Source organism: Zavarzinella formosa DSM 19928 (assembly GCF_000255705.1).
GTDB lineage: Bacteria > Planctomycetota > Planctomycetia > Gemmatales > Gemmataceae > Zavarzinella > Zavarzinella formosa.
On sequence record NZ_JH636447.1, the window covers coordinates 102,616 to 102,985 of the forward strand.

The 370-nt window shown below is 71.4% G+C and carries 1 protein-coding gene; it reads right to left on the reverse strand.

Translation table 11 applies throughout. From position 1 onward, the window contains the following. Positions 1-370: HEAT repeat domain-containing protein (locus BGIM_RS65215; RefSeq protein WP_040891500.1), on the reverse strand; the 370-nt coding region annotated here is incomplete at both ends.

The window sequence follows — 370 nt, forward strand, 5'->3', positions numbered from 1 at the left end:
GAAGCGGAGCGTCGCCTCACCACCCCCCGCGACTTGCTGGTTCAGCACGGCCTTGAAGGCTTCCGACCGCACCGACGCGGCCAAATCGTTCAACGCCCGCACAAGCAAATCGCGGCCGTCGGCTCCGGCCCGCGTGGCTTCGAGCAACGTCTGCAACGCCCGACGGCGCACGTCCTCCGCGCTCGCGGCCAACCCCGCCCCGGCGGCGAGCAGGGGCGTCTGCTGGTTCAACTTCGCGACGGCCGAATAGGCGGCGTCTCGCACCGACGCTTGGGAATCGTCGAGCAGGGAATTCAGCCGGTCAACGGCTCGCGGGGCGCCGAGAGCGGCCAGCGCCCGGCAGACGTCCACACCGGCCTCGGGGGTCTCC